13 protein-coding genes are annotated in these 15,966 nt (G+C 63.6%); 5 read left to right on the top strand and 8 right to left on the bottom strand.

Annotated elements, in window-relative coordinates; genetic code table 11:
* Nucleotides 1-206 precede the first annotated feature (206 nt).
* Complete coding sequence (gene rpoD / locus LB528_RS23965) at nt 207-2,234, bottom strand: RNA polymerase sigma factor RpoD (RefSeq protein ID WP_224716552.1); 2,028 nt, start codon at nt 2,232-2,234, stop codon at nt 207-209.
* A gap of 419 nt (nt 2,235-2,653) precedes the next feature.
* Nucleotides 2,654-4,600 (bottom strand): DNA primase, encoded by a 1,947-nt coding sequence (gene dnaG, locus LB528_RS23960; RefSeq protein WP_224716551.1) that lies wholly within the window; start codon nt 4,598-4,600, stop codon nt 2,654-2,656.
* A gap of 442 nt (nt 4,601-5,042) precedes the next feature.
* Between dnaG and LB528_RS23955 the strand changes: the two genes are divergently transcribed.
* From LB528_RS23955 to LB528_RS23945, 3 genes are all read left to right on the top strand, one after another.
* Nucleotides 5,043-6,707 carry a Na/Pi cotransporter family protein gene (locus LB528_RS23955; RefSeq protein WP_224716550.1) on the top strand — a complete coding sequence of 555 codons (1,665 nt, stop codon included), beginning with the start codon at nt 5,043-5,045 and terminating at the stop codon, nt 6,705-6,707.
* A 94-nt stretch (nt 6,708-6,801) separates the two neighbouring features.
* On the top strand, nt 6,802-7,011 hold the full coding sequence (locus LB528_RS23950) for a DUF2061 domain-containing protein (RefSeq protein ID WP_095766624.1): 210 nt from the start codon (nt 6,802-6,804) through the stop codon (nt 7,009-7,011).
* A gap of 127 nt (nt 7,012-7,138) precedes the next feature.
* Nucleotides 7,139-8,320, top strand: coding sequence for an MFS transporter (locus LB528_RS23945; protein ID WP_224716549.1), 1,182 nt, complete (start codon nt 7,139-7,141; stop codon nt 8,318-8,320).
* Nucleotide 8,321: 1 nt separating this feature from the next.
* Here the strand turns inward: LB528_RS23945 and LB528_RS23940 are convergent, their stop codons facing one another.
* Entirely contained in the window at nt 8,322-8,879 is a 558-nt protein-coding gene (locus LB528_RS23940; protein WP_224716548.1) for a GNAT family N-acetyltransferase, read from the bottom strand.
* A gap of 45 nt (nt 8,880-8,924) precedes the next feature.
* A complete protein-coding gene (locus tag LB528_RS23935; RefSeq protein ID WP_224716547.1) occupies nt 8,925-9,635 on the bottom strand; it encodes a DNA helicase in 711 nt (236 codons plus the stop codon).
* Nucleotides 9,636-9,918: 283 nt separating this feature from the next.
* On the opposite strand from LB528_RS23935, the gene LB528_RS23930 reads away from it, so the two are divergent.
* Nucleotides 9,919-10,917, top strand: a complete 999-nt coding sequence (locus LB528_RS23930; protein WP_224716546.1) for a murein L,D-transpeptidase catalytic domain family protein — start codon at nt 9,919-9,921, stop codon at nt 10,915-10,917.
* Between the two features lie 9 nt (nt 10,918-10,926).
* Here LB528_RS23930 and LB528_RS23925 read toward each other — a convergent pair whose 3' ends face one another.
* Complete coding sequence (locus tag LB528_RS23925) at nt 10,927-11,376, bottom strand: GatB/YqeY domain-containing protein (protein ID WP_112126870.1); 450 nt, start codon at nt 11,374-11,376, stop codon at nt 10,927-10,929.
* Between the two features lie 271 nt (nt 11,377-11,647).
* On the opposite strand from LB528_RS23925, the gene carA reads away from it, so the two are divergent.
* Nucleotides 11,648-12,853: a glutamine-hydrolyzing carbamoyl-phosphate synthase small subunit gene (carA, locus tag LB528_RS23920; protein WP_224716545.1), complete on the top strand. Its 1,206-nt coding sequence runs from the start codon at nt 11,648-11,650 to the stop codon at nt 12,851-12,853.
* A 14-nt stretch (nt 12,854-12,867) separates the two neighbouring features.
* On the opposite strand, the gene LB528_RS23915 is transcribed toward carA, so the two are convergent.
* From LB528_RS23915 to mntR, 3 genes are all read right to left on the bottom strand, one after another.
* Nucleotides 12,868-14,136, bottom strand: coding sequence for a TCR/Tet family MFS transporter (locus LB528_RS23915; protein WP_224517596.1), 1,269 nt, complete (start codon nt 14,134-14,136; stop codon nt 12,868-12,870).
* Between the two features lie 149 nt (nt 14,137-14,285).
* Nucleotides 14,286-15,182 carry a neutral zinc metallopeptidase gene (locus tag LB528_RS23910; protein ID WP_224517598.1) on the bottom strand — a complete coding sequence of 299 codons (897 nt, stop codon included), beginning with the start codon at nt 15,180-15,182 and terminating at the stop codon, nt 14,286-14,288.
* Nucleotides 15,183-15,332: 150 nt separating this feature from the next.
* Nucleotides 15,333-15,788, bottom strand: a complete 456-nt coding sequence (gene mntR, locus LB528_RS23905; RefSeq protein WP_224716544.1) for a manganese-binding transcriptional regulator MntR — start codon at nt 15,786-15,788, stop codon at nt 15,333-15,335.
* Nucleotides 15,789-15,966: the final 178 nt, after the last annotated feature.

Here is a 15,966-nt window from a genome sequence, read left to right as displayed (position 1 = left end):
GCACACCTCCCACCGGGAGCCACGGAGCGCGACGCCTGGCCACTGCGACCGGCGCCGGGGCGGGCATCCGGCTTGTCGCCCACAAATGCATCCGACCCCGGAATTATCCTCCTGTCGGGCAAACCCGGCAAGGCGGCATGAGAGGCAGCCGAAAAACGCAAAAGGGCGCCGAGACGCCCTTTCGATCTCGTATGATTGCGTTCCGCTCAGCTGTCCAGGAAGCTTCTGAGCTTGCGAGACCTGCTCGGATGCTTGAGCTTGCGCAGCGCCTTGGCTTCGATCTGGCGGATACGCTCGCGCGTCACCGAGAACTGCTGGCCGACTTCCTCCAGCGTATGATCAGTGTTCATGCCGATGCCGAAACGCATGCGCAGGACGCGTTCCTCGCGCGGCGTCAGCGAGGCAAGCACCCGTGTCGTCGTCTCGCGCAGATTGGCCTGGATCGCCGCGTCGATCGGCAGGATCGCCATCTTGTCCTCGATGAAGTCGCCGAGATGCGAATCCTCCTCGTCGCCGACAGGCGTTTCGAGCGAGATCGGCTCCTTGGCGATCTTCAGCACCTTGCGCACTTTTTCCAGCGGCATGGCGAGCTTCTCGGCCAACTCCTCCGGTGTCGGCTCGCGGCCGATCTCGTGCAACATCTGGCGCGAGGTGCGCACGATCTTGTTGATCGTCTCGATCATGTGCACCGGAATGCGGATGGTGCGCGCCTGATCGGCGATCGAGCGGGTGATGGCCTGCCTGATCCACCAAGTCGCATAGGTCGAGAACTTGTAGCCGCGGCGGTACTCGAATTTGTCGACCGCCTTCATCAGGCCGATATTGCCTTCCTGGATGAGATCCAGGAACTGCAGGCCGCGGTTGGTGTATTTCTTGGCGATGGAGATGACCAGGCGAAGGTTCGCCTCGACCATTTCCTTCTTGGCGATCGCGGCCTCGCGCTCGCCCTTCTGCACCTGGTTGACGATCTTGCGGAATTCCAGGATCGAGATCGCCGTTTCGGTGGCGAGGTTCTGGATCTCGGCGCGCAGCTCCTTGATCGTGTCCTTCTCGTTCTTGGTGAATTCCTTCCAGCCGCGCGAGGTCAGGTTGGCGATCGAACGGGTCCAGTTCGGATCGAGCTCCGAGCCCTGATACTCCTTGAGGAATTCCTCGCGGCGCACGCCATAGCTTTCGGCGAGGCGCAAAAGCTTGCCCTCGTTCTGCACCAGGCGCTTGTTGATGTCGTAGAGCTGCTCGACCAGTGCCTCGATGCGCGCGGAGTTGAGCGACAGCGACTTCACCGCCTTTATCAGTTGGTCTTTCAGTTCCTTCAGGCGGCGGTCCTGGCTGGGCGAGAGCGTGCCGGCAGCGGCCAGGCGGTTCTCGACCTGCTGGTCCTGCAGCTTGCGGAGCTTCTTGTAGGTGTCGGCGATGACGTCGAGCGTCTCCATCACCTGCGGGCGCAGTTCCGCTTCCATTGCGGCCAGCGACAGGCTCGCCTCGTCCTCGTCGTCTTCCTCTTCCTCCAGCCCGCGCGTGTCGCCGCCGACATTGGTGATGTCGTCTTCTTCCTCGCGAGCCGCCACGCGGCCGCGCGGCTTCTCCTCGGGTTTGGCCGCTTCCTCGACGCGTTCGACCACAGGCGCCTGCTTGGCCTCGGGGCCGGCATAGGTCGCCTCGAGGTCGATGATCTCGCGCAGCAGGATCTTGGATTCGTTGAGCTCGTCGCGCCAGATGATAATGGCCTGGAAGGTCAGCGGGCTTTCGCACAGGCCCGCGATCATCGTTTCGCGGCCGGCCTCGATGCGCTTGGCGATGGCGATTTCGCCCTCGCGCGACAGCAGCTCGACCGAGCCCATCTCGCGCAGATACATGCGCACCGGGTCGTCGGTGCGGTCGGTCGGCTCTTTCTTGGTGGTCGTGGTTGCAACGGCGGTGCCGGTCTGCTCGGCAAGCTCGTTGGCGTCTTCCTCGGCGTCGGCGGCCGGCTCGGCTTCCGCCTCCTCGCCCACCTCGTCGTCCTCGACGACATTGATGCCCATGTCACTCAGCATCGCATTGATGTCTTCGATGCGGTCCGGATCCGTCTCTTCCGAGGGCAGCACCGCGTTGAGCTCGTCGAGCGTGACATAGCCGCGTTTCTTCGCGGCTTTGATCATCTTCTTGACAGCATCGTCGGAAAGGTCGAGCAGAGGGCCATCGGTGGCGCCTTCGCGTTCGGTCTCGACCTCTTCCTTTTCCTTTGTCGCCATTCTTTGTCGTCTCCAAGCGGCCGCTATCGAGGCCGCGTAAACTGTCGGACCGGTTTGCCGGATGTGCGCCGGAACGCTTTCTACCGGTCCGGCAACCGCGTCATCTCTTTTTGTTTGTGCATGTCGCCCAAAACCGGCTTCCCACTTTTGGGCGACATGCATTAAGTCCAGCTTAACCGTGATATCTGGAGCAGGCACTTTGCCTGTCCAGCCATCACCAGTACCTCACATCGCTCAAATTTCCCGCCGACGCCGGGGCACGGTTAACGTTTCGAATCGTCCTGATTCCGCCAATCTGCCAGAAGGTCAAGCGCCTCTGGCATGATTCGCATGAAAAAAGCGAATCAATTACCCGACTTAGAGGCGTCGATTCGACGCGCTGCGCATTTCATTTCCATTTCAATGGGTGGTGTTCGGCCTCAAACGCGGCCAACCCTGCCCGATGAAACGCCGAACCCTTCGATCAGCGCTTCCGTTGCCTGCACATCGTTGAATTGCGCTTGAATCTCGACGAGATGCCGGAAGTTTTCGTCCGAAGGGTCTGCATCGAGCGCCGCCTGCGCCTGTTTCAGCTCTCTATGTAATGTGCGGGCGCTACGCTGCAAGTGCATCGCCTGGTTGAAGGCGTCGCGGGCGTCGTCGAGCGCCGCGGTTTCGAGCGCCGGCCATTGCCGCGCGCGCTTAATCAATTCCACCGCCCGCTCCCAGATGCCGCTGCATCCGGCGCGCTCGATGGTGGCGATGACCGCGCCGCGCTCGTCGGCCGCGTCATGCGCCATGGCGTCGAGAATGGCCGCGTGCAGCTTGCGCAAATCCGAATTGGCGAGGTCGAGGAATTCGACATGCGCGAAATTCTCGTCGATCAGCGCCGGATGGTTGACCAGGGCCACGATGATCGTCGCCTCGCGCACCGACATGCCCTCGCCGCCACGCTTGACCAGCGCCGACTGGCCGAGGCTTTCGGTTATCGCGATGCGGCCGCTTCCGCCCTTGGCGAACTGCCCGCCAGGTGCCGCGGCCTTGCCCGGGCCGCGATCTCCCGGCCGGCCGCCATCCTGCCGGGCCTGCCTGGTGTCGCGCTGGGCGCCAAAGAAGCTCCGCACCCGTTCGCGCATCACCTGTTGATATTCGTAGCGAACACTCTCGTCCCGGATACGGCTGGCGAGTTCACCCAGCCTTTTTCCCAGCTCGGCGCGTCGCTCCGGCGTTTCGAAGACGCCGCCAGCGGTCTCCCGCATCCACAGAAGGTCGACAAGCGGTCGCGCCTCCGCCAGCACCGCCCGGAAGGCATCCGGCCCTTCGGCCTTGACCAGGTCGTCCGGGTCCTTGCCTTCCGGCAGCAGCGCAAACCGTGCCGAGCGCCCGGCCTGGACGGAGGGGAGCGCCAGATCCGCAGCACGCCATGCCGCTTTCAACCCGGCCTTGTCGCCGTCGAAGCACAGCACCGGCTCCGGCGCCATGCGCCACAGAAGCTCGAGCTGGTTTTCGGTGAGCGCCGTGCCGAGTGGCGCCACGGCGTTCTCGAAGCCGGCCTGCGCCAGCGCGATCACGTCCATATAGCCTTCGACCGCGATCACCGTGCCGCCTTTTGCCAGGGCTTTGCGGGCGCGCGCGAAATTGTAGAGCACGTTGCCCTTGTGGAAGAGCTCGGTCTCCGGCGAGTTCATGTATTTGGCCAAGGCATCGGGCGCCAGCGCCCGTCCGCCGAAGGCGATGATCCTCCCGCGCGAATCCGGGATCGGAAACATGATGCGGTCGCGGAACCAGTCATAGGAGACCGGAATGTCGTCGCCGTGCCGCACCAGGCCGCAGGCCTCGATATCGGCCTTCGGCACGCCCTTGGCGGCAAGATGTTCCTTGAGCGCGTTGCGGCTGTCGGGCGCATAGCCCAGCCGGAACGATTGCTGCGTTGCCGGCGTCAGCCCGCGGTCGCGCAGATAGGCGCGGGCTTTGGCACCCTCGGCGCTCTGCAGCCGCTCCTGGAAGAAGACCGTCGCCATTTCCATGACGTCCGTCAGGCTGGCGCGTTCCTTCTCGCGCCGCTCCTGCGCTTCGTCCCGCACCGGCATCGGCACGCCGGCCATTTCGGCGATCTTCTCGACCGCCTCGGGGAAACTCATGCCGTCTAGCTCGGTGAGGAATTTGAAGTGATCGCCCGAAACTGAACAGCCGAAGCAGTGGTAACGGCCCTTCTTGTCCTCGCAATGGAAGGACGGACTCTTCTCGCCGTGGAACGGACAGCAGGCCCAGTAGTCGCCCCGCGACGCATTGGTCTTCTTCCTGTCCCACGCGACGCGCGTGCCGATGACCTGCGAAATCGGCACACGGTCGCGTATCTCGTCGAGGAAGGCGGGCGGAAAGCGCATCGGGGAAACTCGTTTGCCCTCCATATAATCAAGCCGCCCGGCAACGGCGACTCTGGTTGGCCCATCGTACCCGCTTTTCACAGACGAAAAGAAGGCGGCCGGGTGACCGCCTTCTGAATTTCCGGGTTGTCGCGGATTACCTCGCGGTGACCACGCCGAAGATGAATAGTTTCTGAGGCTTTGCGCCGACCGCTTCAACAACGCTTCGGATCGCCCCGGCCACGCGGCCTGGCGTCGGCCGCTATGAAGCGAAGCGCGGTCGCAGGCGCATGCAACCAATGTTTTCTCCATTCATTTCCGACATGCGCTGTCGAGCCGAGACGATCATCGCATCAGAAAAATCTATTATTCGGCTAATCTTAACTGGTATATTTCGACTCGTTGAAATGAATAAGATTCGTACCCCTCTCCGCACCGCCGGTGCCAACTCGCGAGTTCGGCTGTGAGCGGCTCTGTCGTCCTCCTGCACCTTGCCGGCGCGGTGGCGCTGATGCTGTTCGCCACCCGCATGGTCAAGACAGGGGTCGAGCGCGCCTATGGCGACGTGCTGCGACACAGGCTGCGCGCCACCATGCGCAACCCGATCATGGCGGTGCTGGCCGGCTGTGGGCTGGCGGTCGCGCTGCAGAGCTCGACGGCGGTGACGCTGCTGGTCGGCTCCTTCGCCGGAGCCGGCATCGTTTCGGGCGCCGCCGGGCAATTGGCAGTGCGCGGCGCCGAGATCGGTTCGGCGCTGGTGGCCAAGCTGCTCACCTTTGACCTCACGCTTCTGGTGCCGCTTTGCCTGATCGCCGGCACGGTCATGTTCATGGCCACCGAGCGGCGCGACTGGCGTCAGATGGGCCGCATTCTAATCGGTGTCGGCCTGCTGATCCTGTCCCTGGAGATGATCGGCCAGGCGTCGGAGCCGTTGCGCAACAGCCAGTTGATGCCGTTGATCATCAATTATTTCTCGGGTGATTCCGTCACCACCTATCTGTTGGCCGCGCTGGTCACTTGGCTGTTCCAGTCGAGCATCGCCGCGGTGCTGCTGATGGCGACGCTGGCGGGCCGCGGGCTGATCACCCCGGAGCTCGGCGTGGTCCTGGTGCTCGGCGTCAACCTTGGCTCGTCGCTGATTGCGCCGATGCTGACGCGGTCGGCACCGCCGGAGGTGCGCATCGTGCCGATAGGCAACCTCTTGATGCGCGGCCTCGGCTCGCTGATCATGCTGGTCCTGATCATGACCTTCAAGCCGGATGTCGCCTTCCTTGGCAAGACCGCGCCGGATCAGATCGTCAACGCCCATATCCTGTTCAACGTGCTGATCCTGCTCGCCGGACTGCCGCTGGCCGGCGTCGTCTACCGCGCTTCCGAAAAGATCGTGGCGCTGGGCAGCAAGCCTCAACCCGCCGCTGCGCTCGAGGTCGTGGAGCTTTCCGCACTCAATGAGAGCGCCCTCGACACGCCGAGCCAGGCGCTGGCCAACGCGACGCGCGAGGTGGTGCGGGTCTGCGAGACGGTCGAGATCATGCTGAAGCGCATCATCGAGCTTTACGAGGATGCCGATCCCGCCAAGATCAAGGCGCTTGCCGCGCTCGACGACCGCGTCGACAGGAAGCACGCCGCGATCAAGCTCTACCTCGCCAAGATCACCAGGAATCCGCTGACCGAGGACGAGGCATTGCGGTGCCAGGAGCTGATCGGCGCCTGCGTCAAGCTGGAGCAGGTCGGCGACATCATCGTGCGCAACATGCTGGTGCATGTCAGGAAGAAGCTGGAGCGTTGCCTGGAATTCACGCCTGAAGGGTGGCAGGAGCTTTGCGCCTTCCATTCCTCGGTGCTGGCCAACGCGCGCCTTGCCTTCAACGTTCTGGTCTCGCGCGACCCGGAAACCGCCAGGCAATTGGTTCTGGAGAAGGACCTGCTGCGCGAGCGCGAGAAGGAAACCAGCGCCAGCCATTTCCAGCGCCTGCGCGAAGGCACCGCCAAAAGCGTCGAGACGAGCTCGATCCACCTCGACACGATCCGCGACCTGAAGCAGATCAACTCGCTGCTTGCCTCTATCGCCTATCCGGTGCTCGAGGAGCGCGGCCTGCTTGGCGGCTCGCGGCTGAAGGCGAGCTGAGGCGATCGAGCACAGCCGAAAAATTAGTCTTTGCTCATCCCCGCTGCTGTCGGCTAAGGATCGCCTGAGGACCTGTTGGGAGGACGATCGGTCGATGGACACGCATTCGCGCAGCTTCGCCAAGGCGCTTTCATGGCGCGCCACCGGCACGATCGACACGATGATCATATCGCTGGTGGTCACCGGCAGCATCAAGCTCGCGGCCACCATCGGGCTCACCGAAGTCGTCACCAAGTCGCTGCTTTACTATCTCCATGAACGGGCTTGGCTGAAGATCCCGTATGGACGCAAGACAGCCGCGTAGTCGGAGCGACGGGCCGGCATCGAACGGTCCAGTCAAGAAAAGCTAAAGCGCCATCGCCAATTTCTGCATTGCCGCAACCGCCCGAGCGTGGTTTGAGACCATACATTCCTCGCATATGTTTTGAACCATGCTGCCGCTGATTGCCCTTTTCCTTGCCGGCTTTGCCTTCGGCACCACCGAATTCGTCATTGCCGGCGTGCTGCCGGAGGTGGCGCAGGGTCTCGGCGTTTCGGTGCCGACCGCCGGCTATCTCGTCTCCGGCTATGCCTGCGGCATCGCGATCGGCGGCCCTCTGCTGGCGCTCACGACCAGCAAAGTCTCACGCAAGACGCTGCTGATAGGGCTCACGATCGCTTTCACACTCGGTCAGGTGGCCTGCGCACTGGCGCCCGACTTCACCTCGATGCTTCTGCTGCGTATTGCGACCGCCGTGGCGCATGGCTGCTATTTCGGCATCGCCATGGTGGTTGCGGTCAGCCTAGTGCGCGAGGACCAGCGCGGCCGGGCGGTCGCGGTCATTCTCTCGGGGTTGACGGTTTCCAATGTCATCGGCGTGCCCGCCGGCACCGCGATCGGCAGCCTGTGGGGTTGGCGCGCGACCTTCTGGGTGATGGGCGCGCTGGGCATCATCGCAATTGTCGCCATGCTGGCGCTGTTGCCGCGCAGGGCGGGCGCCGCGAACCGGCCTGCCGGGCTGGCGCGCGAAGTTCGTGTACTCGGCCGCCAACAGGTCTGGACGTCGCTGATCCTGATGCTGATGCTGATGATCGGCCAGTTTGCACTGTTCACCTACATCACGCCGATGCTGCTCGAAGTGACCGGCCTCGACGAGAGCCTGATCCCGTGGGTGCTTTTGCTCAACGGCGTCGGCGCCACGATCGGCGTTCTGGTCGGCGGCAAGCTCGCCGACTGGAAGCTGATGCCCTCGCTTATCGTCATGCTCGCCCTGCAGGCGGTGGCGCTCGGCGCCATCCATCTTGTCAGCCCCTACCCCGTGCCGATGATCGCGGCAATCGTCATCTGGGGCGGTCTCAACTTCGCCATCGGCGCGCCGATCCAGACACGCATCCTCGCCTGGACGGCCGATGCCTCCAACCTCGCTTCCTCGCTGATCCCGTCCGGGTTCAACGTCGGCATCGCCCTCGCCGCGTCGCTTGGCGCGGCGATGCTCAATGCCGGCCTGGGCTATCGCAGCCTGCCGCTCGCCGGTGTGCTCGCCATGCTGGTGGCGGTCGTGGTGGCTTTTGCGTCGCAGACCTGGGAATGGCGCAGCCGCGCGACACCGCCGCTGCCGGCGGCCGCGGAATAATTTAAAGATCGACCCGGAACCTCAGGCTCTCTGCGCCGCCATAGGCTGCAATTTTGGCAAACCGCCCGATCAGCCTGCCGCCATTGGCAAGCACCACTTTGTGCGAGGCAGGATTGTCGAGATCACTGGTGATCTCGACATAATCGAGCCCGACCGCCCTCGCCTCGTTCAGCATCAGCCGCAGCGCTTCGGTGGCATAGCCGCGGTTGCGCTTCCACGGCACCACCGCATAGCCGATATGGCCAAGCACATGCGAGGGCAGCTCCGACGTGCCCTTCTGCCAGCGAAAGCCGATAGAGCCGGCGGCCTCGCCGTCCCAGATCCAGCGCCGGAATCCAGGCAGCCGCGCGACCTCGGTGCCGTCGGGCAAAGCGATGGGCGGCCCCTTCGCTTCGGGGTCGTCAAGGCCGGCGAGAAATTCAACGGGATCTTTCTCGATCGCCTCGAGTTGCTCGCGCGTCGCCTCGAGGAGCCGCACATTGTCGGGCGACCATCCACGCTCGAGCGCCGCCTTGTAGGACGGCAAATGTTCGAGCGCAGGTTTGACGATCTCGATCATGCTTCGTTTCCCGGTCGAGACTGGCATGGGAGTGGCATGGACCGCTCAAGTCGCCTGAAACTGGATTTCGCCCTTGTTCAGGAAACAGGCCTTGTCGAACAGCGACAGGTCCAGCGGGTTCGGCAGCCGGATATCTTCTATATCCGGGAACGGTTTCCGGGTGGGATCATATGATCTGTGGACCTGGGAGATGAAGACCAGCACCAGTCCGCGTTCCCGGGCAAACGATCGCAAGGTGCGTATCTGGACCATGAGCTCGGGATTCTCGCGCTTCTGGTCGAGCAATTGCAGATAGTCGATCACCGCGAGCGTGCCGCGCGGCGCCGACTGCAACGCCTCGATGATGTAGGCGGCGCTGATGGCGTCAGAATTGTCGAAGGTGAACAGGTGGTCGAAATCGGCAGGCTGGACGCCGATGTCACGGAACCGATCGAGGATGTCGGCGTGCATGTATTCCAGAGTGAAGAATACGGCGCGACTGCCTTGCTTCATGGCCGCCACGGCAAGATCGAGGCTCATCAGCGTCTTCCCCTGCCCCGGCCGCGCCGCCACGAGCACCATGTCGCCGGGCATAAGCCGCGCCAGCAGCCTGTCGCCGGGCTCAGCCTCCGCGGCCTTGGCCGCAAGCAGGCTCCAGGTGGCAAAGCCTTCTTCACCGGCAACGCGGTCGAGCGCCTGATGAAGCGGAACATTTTCCCGGCGGGACAGGAGCTTCGCCTGGCGTTTCAGATGATAGACGGGTGCGGAAAGCCGCATCGAAAAACCTCCTGCCGCGAGCAGTCTTGGCAATCCCTCCTTATGTCTGGCGCTCGAACAGTCGGTCGGGTGATCGACTACCCTGCATGAACGATGCTTTCCCGGTGGAGGGGGGAGGCGTGGGCGCGCCGGAATCAGATCATAGCTCAATCGAAGCGGGCCGAAAATCCGACCTCCAAAAGGTGTCGCTAAACTAGAAGTGTTTCGCCGATGGATGCGAGACCTTCTATGATCGGCCCGGGTGATTCACGCGGACGAGACATTTCGACAGGAGGGGCAAAGGGTGCGGTTGAGGTCTGTTCCGCTGGGCGCGGCCATCTTCTGTCTTGTCGCGGTCCTGGCCGCTTTGACGGCATCGGTCAGCTCATTCGCCGCTTTGCGGCCGTCGACCATTCCCGACTGGCTGCAGCGCCATGTCGGCGACGGCGAGGGCCAGATCTCGCAGGTCGTGCTGGAGCGGGCGCGCGCGCTCTACCAGAAGAAGGTCAGCGAAGGTTCGGTCAGCAACCCCTGCTACTTCGCCATGGATGCGACGCGTCCCGGCGACCTCGGCAACAGCGTGCTCGGCCAGCGTTATTACATCATCTGCGAGGCCAAGCAGCTCTTCCGCGCGGTTTCCTCGGGTCATGGCGGCGGCCGCAATCTCAAGGGCATTGCCGATTTCTCCAACGGCAGGCGCTGCGCGAAGAATTTCGGCAACGCGATGGACTCCGAGCTCACAGCCGGCGGCGCCTATATGACCGCGGAGGCCAAGACGTCCTTCAAGGGCTACTACCGTGTCGGCGCGCAGAACGCGGCGTTCATGCGCACCTTCATCCAGTTCGACGGCGAAGGCGAAGCGGCAAACGCCAGGCAGCGCGTGATCGGCGGCCATCCAGCCGCGATCTTGAAGGGCCTGTGCATGCGCAAGAGCCCGCAAAGCTCCTACGCCGATCATGACGGCCTGGTTCCGTTCGGCAAGCTGGTGAACTATGCCGGCGGCCGCAGCAATGGCTGCACCAGCTGGTCGCCCGCCGATGCCGAGCAGATCATCCCCCTCGTGAAGAACAACCCGACGACGCTCTACATCTATCCGGAATCGCGCGACATCGCCGCTGTCGCGCGGGCCAAGGCTGCCGGCCAGGCGCTCTCAAGCGCGGGTACCTATTGGAACGCCTCCTGCCTGAAGGAGATCGGCACCCCCAGATTCTGGCCGAAGAAGACACTGGAGCCGATCATCGCCCAGTACAAGAAGGATCATCCGGCGCCGCCGCCGCAGCCGGTGCCGATCTGCAAGGACTGAGGCTGCCGTCTATTGCAGCAGACCTTTGATGATGGCGCTCGCCTTGGCGAAGTCCATCTGGCCGGCATATTTCTGCTTCAGCGCGCCGATCACCTTGCCCATGTCCTTCTGGCTGGCGGCACCGGTCGCCGCGATCGCCTCGCGCGCTGCCGCGGTGATCGCCGCGTCGTCGAGCTGTGTCGGCAGGAACTCGCGGATGATCTCCATCTCGCCGCGCTCCTGCGCCGCCAGTTCCGGCCGCTTGCCGTCTTCGAACGCCTTGGCCGATTCCTCGCGCTGCTTCACCATCTTGGCGAGGATCTGCAGGATCTCCTCCTCGCTCGCCGGCGGCTTGCCGGCGCCGCGATTGGCGATGTCGCGGTCGTGGATAGCGGCCTGGATCAGCCGCAGCGTCGGCAGGCGGTGCTTGTCCTGCGCCTTCATCGCGCTCTTCATGGATTCGGCGATTTTCTCGCGCATCGTGCTTCTCCTTCGAATGCAGCGGACAATAGCTTTGCCGAACAGCTAACGCAAATTCCGCCAAGCCGCTGATATTGCTGGACGAAAGCAAATCGGCTGTGGTTAGGGGGCACCGCATTGACCGCTCCCGCGCCTTCGCCTATGTACTGAGCCTCGCATGAACTGAAACTTTGGTTGCGCGCAGGCTCGCGAATTCGCCGCCGCGCGCCGTTTGTTGCGCGGATCGTCCCGCTTACGGGACAATTTCGAAACAGCCTCTAGGAGTGCCGCCATGGCCACGACCACCGCCCCCTGGGCCACCGAAAAGCCGACCGCCCTTCTGGTGCTTGCCGACGGCACGGTGATCGAAGGCCGCGGCCTCGGCGCCACCGGATCGGCCGTTGCGGAAGTGTGCTTCAACACCGCTCTGACCGGTTATGAGGAAATCCTCACCGATCCGTCCTATGCCGGCCAGATCGTCACCTTCACCTTCCCGCATATTGGCAATGTCGGCACCAATGACGAGGACATCGAGGACTTGCATCCGGCGGCCCGCGCCGGCGCCGTCGGCGCGATCTTCAAGGCCAATGTCACAGACCCGTCCAACTATCGCGCCGCCGGCCATCTCGACCACTGGCTGAAGCGGCGCGGCATGGTCGCGCTGTCCGGCATCGACACCCGCGCGCTCACCGTGCTGATCCGCGAGAAGGGCATGCCCAATGCCGTCATCGCGCATGCGCCCGATGGCGTCTTCGACATCGAGGACTTGAAGCGGCAGGCGGCTGCCTGGTCGGGCCTGATCGGCCTCGATCTCGCCAAGGAGGTCACGTCGGGCCAGTCCTCGGTCTGGCGCGAGACGCCCTGGGTCTGGAACGAAGGCTATGGCGAGCAGGACGCGCCGTCGATGCATGTCGTCGCCGTCGACTATGGCGTCAAGCGCAACATTCTGCGCCTGCTGGCAGGGCTCGGCGCCAAGGTCACCGTCGTGCCGGCCAAGACCGGCGCCGACGAGATCCTCGCCATGCAGCCGGACGGCATCTTCCTGTCGAACGGCCCCGGCGATCCGGAAGCGACCGGCGAATATGCCGTGCCGGTGATCCAGAGCCTCTTGAAGACCGACATTCCGGTGTTCGGCATCTGCCTCGGCCACCAGATGCTGGCTCTGGCGCTCGGCGGCAAGACCGAGAAGATGCACCAGGGCCACCACGGCGCCAACCATCCGGTCAAGGACCACACCACCGGCAAGGTCGAGATCGTCTCGATGAACCACGGTTTCGCCGTCGACGCGGACTCGCTGCCCGAAGGCGTCGAGGAAACCCATGTGTCGCTCTTCGACGGCTCCAACTGCGGCATCGCGCTGACCGGCCGGCCTGTGTTCTCGGTCCAGCACCATCCCGAGGCCTCGCCCGGCCCGCAGGATTCGCATTACCTGTTCCGGCGTTTCGTCAACCTGATCCGCGAGCGGCGCGGCGAGGAAGCGCTGGCCGAATGCGCCTAGCCTAAACCACCAGCCTAAGCAGCGTCCGTCACCGGTTCCTGCGTGTGCATGCGCTCGACTTCCTTCGGCGTCGGCTTGGCCACCTTCGTCACGAAGACGATCACCGCCAGCGTCAGGAAAATTGCGCCCAGCACATAGGGCGCGCCGCCGAACACGACGGGTGCGGCCGGGCTCGTGAACCATGAAAAGGTCGCCGTGTAGAGCAACGGCGTGATGATCGAGGTGATCGAGAAGATCGAGGTCATCGCGCCCTGCAATTCGCCCTGCGCCGAAGGCGGCACCTTGGCGGCGGCGAGGCTCCTGAGCGGCGGGTCTGCCAGCGCTTCCAGGCAACCGGCCACGATCACCGCATAGATCATCCAGCCTTGGGTCGAGAACGCATAACCGAAGGCGCTGAGCGCGGTGAAGGTCAGTCCGATCGCAGCTGTCCTCCACTCGCCAAGTTTCGGAATGATCCGCGGCAACACCGTCGCCATGATGATCGCTCCGCACAAGCCGAAGGCGCCAAGCGAGAAGCCGATCTGCTGCTGGTTCCAGCCATAGCGGTAATTCGAGACGAATGCCCAGACCGCCGGATACATCATATGGCCGAGCGTCATCAGGAAAAAGACCAGCCCGATCCAGCCGATGCCTGGATAATTGCGCATCTGCATGAGCGTGCCGACCGGATTGGCGCGCTTCCATTCGAAGGGCCGGCGGTGCTTTTCGTCCAGCGTTTCCGGCAGGAGGAACATCGCGATCAGGAAATTTACGAAGGCAAGTGCGGCAGCGAAATAGAACGGTACGCGCGGCCCGAACGTGCCGAGCAGACCGCCCAGCACCGGGCCAATGACGAAGCCGACGCCGAAGGCGATGCCGAGCAGGCCGAAATTCTTCGCCCGGTTCTCGTCGTTCGAGATGTCGGCGATGAAGGCGGATGTCGTCGAATAGCTGGCGCCGGAAATACCGGCGAGCACGCGGCCGATGAACAGCATCGGATAGGACCAGGCGATGGCGCAGATCAGGTTGTCGATCGAGAAGGTCAGCACCGAGGCAAGCAGGACCGGCCGACGACCGAAGCGGTCGCTCAAGCCGCCGATGATCGGCGCGAAGAAGAACTGCATCGCAGCATAGACGAAGAACAGCCAGCCGCCCTCGATGGCAGCCTGGCTCACGCTGACGCCGCTCAGCTCCTCCAGATAGGCCGGCAGCACCGGCATGATGATGCCGAAGCCGATGACGTCGAGCAGCAGCGTCGTGAAAACGAGCGCGAGGCCCCGCTTGGCGGTTTTCGGGTCGATCATGGCGATAAGCTCCTCAGGCCGCCCGAGGCGGGCGGCAACTTATAGGCGACGTTGCCGGCGGGAACAATACGCGAACGCCTTATCCTGACATCCCTTGCCAGCGGCCTTCGATCGCGGATCGTCAGTGGAAAAGAGGTGGACGCGCCGCCTCAGATCGGGCCGCTCATCGTGTTGCAGTCGGACAGCTTGCCACTCTTGAAGCCGCGTGCCAGCCAGGTCTGCCGCTGCTGCGAAGTGCCATGATTGAAGCTCTCCGGCACGACATAACCTTGCATCCTCTTCTGCAGCGTGTCGTCGCCGATCTGCTTGGCCGCATTGAGCGCACTTTCGATGTCCCCCTGTTCCAAGATGCCCTTTTGCTGCGTGTAGTGCGCCCACACGCCGGCGAAGCAATCGGCCTGAAGCTCAATGCGTACCGAGAGCTGGTTGGCGTCGACCTCGCTCATGCCTTGCCGCAACTGATTGAACTTGCCCATGATGCCGGTGAGGTTCTGCACATGGTGGCCGACCTCGTGCGCCACAACATAGGCGCGCGCGAACTCGCCGGAAGCGCCGAACTGCTGGTCGAGCTGCTGGAAGAAGGTCATGTCGAGATAGACTTTGTGATCGCCCGGGCAGTAGAACGGCCCGGCCGCCGCCGAGGCGAAGCCGCAGGCCGAGCGGACCTGGCCGCTGAACAGCACCAGCTTGGGATCTTCATAGGTCAGGCCCTGGGATTTGAAAATGCCGGTCCAGGTGTCCTCGGTGTCGGCAAGCACGGTCGCGACGAACTGCTTCATCTCGTCATTGGCGGGCGAGCCGCCATTTTGCGAACCGGTGTCTTCAGTGATCTGGCCGCCGCCATCGCCCAGGATCTGCGATGGATCGAAGCCGAAATACCATCCGGCGAGCACGATCAGGACGACCAGGATGATGCTGCCGCCGCCACCGGTACGTCCGCCGATCGGGATGCGGAACTGGCCGCCACCGCCCAATCCGCCGCCAGGCCCGCTGTCGCTGCGGTCATCCTCGATGTTGTCGCTCTGACGGCGGCCTCTCCAAAGCATGGCAACTCCTCGCAATGCGAACGTCAGGAGGAACCGGCCCGCAACCGTCCCCTTCAGACAATTATCGCAACGAATACGTCAAGTCACAGTATTTTTCGCCAGGTCGGTACCGACACTCTGCCGCCCTGCAGCGCTGTATCGATCCCGAACTCAACGTGCGGGGGTCATCGCCCGGCGGAAAGCTTCCAGGGTTTCGGCGCTGACATGGTGCTCGATGCCCTCTGCGTCGATGCGCGCCGTCTCGGCGCTGACGCCCAGCGAGCGCAGGAAGGCCTCCACAGTCTGGTGGCGGACGCGGCTTTCCTCGGCGACCTTGCGGCCGGACTCGGTCAGGAACACGCCGCGATAGGGCTTCCGCGAGACCAGCCCGTCGGCGCACAGCCTGGTCAGCATCTTTGCCACCGTCGGCTGCGCCACGCCGAGCCTTGCTGCGATATCCACCTGCCGCGCCTCGTTGCCGTCCTCGATCAGGTCGGCGATCAGCTCGACATAGTCCTCCACTAGCGCGCTGCGGCGCGCCTCGCGCGTCTGCCGGAATCCTTCCGAATGGATCTCGGCATCGGGAAGCGGCTCTTCGCGTCGAACCGGTTTGTTCCTAAGCGCCAATATGCGCTCCTCCTGGCCTGTCCCAGAGCATGATGCCGAAAAGTGTGAAGGGGTTTCGGACGGCACCATGCCCCTATCTCTTCGACTGAATCGGGATCGTATCCATAACACGAACCCCTGATGGTCCGGCCGTTTATTTGCATTCCCGCCCGGGCGCAACCGGCGTTTGCGGTCGCCC

It is taken from the genome of Mesorhizobium sp. CA4 (assembly GCF_020165075.1).
In the GTDB taxonomy this organism is placed as follows: Bacteria; Pseudomonadota; Alphaproteobacteria; order Rhizobiales; family Rhizobiaceae; genus Mesorhizobium.
This window is presented reverse-complemented; position numbering and strand designations above follow the sequence as displayed.

Bases quoted from the DNA above. Each gene is read 5' to 3' on its own strand.
- LB528_RS23950 (WP_095766624.1), top strand. From the start codon at position 6,802: ATGGACACGCATTCGCGCAGCTTCGCCAAGGCGCTTTCATGGCGCGCC.
- rpoD (WP_224716552.1), bottom strand. From the start codon at position 2,234: ATGGCGACAAAGGAAAAGGAAGAGGTCGAGACCGAACGCGAAGGCGCC.
- LB528_RS23915 (WP_224517596.1), bottom strand. From the start codon at position 14,136: ATGATCGACCCGAAAACCGCCAAGCGGGGCCTCGCGCTCGTTTTCACG.
- carA (WP_224716545.1), top strand. From the start codon at position 11,648: ATGGCCACGACCACCGCCCCCTGGGCCACCGAAAAGCCGACCGCCCTT.
- LB528_RS23910 (WP_224517598.1), bottom strand. From the start codon at position 15,182: ATGCTTTGGAGAGGCCGCCGTCAGAGCGACAACATCGAGGATGACCGC.
- LB528_RS23940 (WP_224716548.1), bottom strand. From the start codon at position 8,879: ATGATCGAGATCGTCAAACCTGCGCTCGAACATTTGCCGTCCTACAAG.
- LB528_RS23945 (WP_224716549.1), top strand. From the start codon at position 7,139: ATGCTGCCGCTGATTGCCCTTTTCCTTGCCGGCTTTGCCTTCGGCACC.
- dnaG (WP_224716551.1), bottom strand. From the start codon at position 4,600: ATGCGCTTTCCGCCCGCCTTCCTCGACGAGATACGCGACCGTGTGCCG.
- LB528_RS23925 (WP_112126870.1), bottom strand. From the start codon at position 11,376: ATGCGCGAGAAAATCGCCGAATCCATGAAGAGCGCGATGAAGGCGCAG.
- LB528_RS23935 (WP_224716547.1), bottom strand. From the start codon at position 9,635: ATGCGGCTTTCCGCACCCGTCTATCATCTGAAACGCCAGGCGAAGCTC.